The sequence below is a fragment of the Salinarimonas soli genome, from assembly GCF_008386575.1.
Taxonomy (GTDB): Bacteria; Pseudomonadota; Alphaproteobacteria; order Rhizobiales; family Beijerinckiaceae; genus Salinarimonas_A; species Salinarimonas_A soli.
This window is the reverse complement of the sequence record NZ_VUOA01000116.1, coordinates 1-332: the sequence shown is the minus strand read 5'-3', so window position 1 is coordinate 332 and position 332 is coordinate 1. Positions and strand designations below refer to the sequence as shown.

Here is a 332-nt window from a genome sequence, read left to right as displayed (position 1 = left end):
TGGCGCAGACCTGGGTCAGGTTGACGTTGAGGGTCTGCCAGGTGGCGAAGTTCGGCGTGAAGGCGAGGTTGAACGCGATCAGCCCGACGAGCGCCAGGAGCGCGCCCCAGCGCGACAGGAACGCCCGCCCGTCGAGGGCGAGCTTCGGGCGGGTCGGGGAGGGGGCGGGGGCCGCGATCTCAGCCATGGGCGGACTCCACGATGCGGGCGCGCCGCCCCCCTCCCCCTTGCGGGGAGGGGCTGGGGGTGGGGGTCGGAAAGTCGGAGCTGGCCGGGAGGTGGGGAGCACGCACGCCTGTACAGCCTTGTTCTCGACCGGGACCTCTCGCGTC

1 pseudogene is annotated in these 332 nt (G+C 72.9%); it reads right to left on the bottom strand.

Features of this window, described 5'->3' with window-relative positions:
• Positions 1-187: pseudogene (locus F0L46_RS25440) on the bottom strand (ABC transporter permease); the annotation flags it as partial.
• Positions 188-332 lie beyond the last annotated feature (145 nt).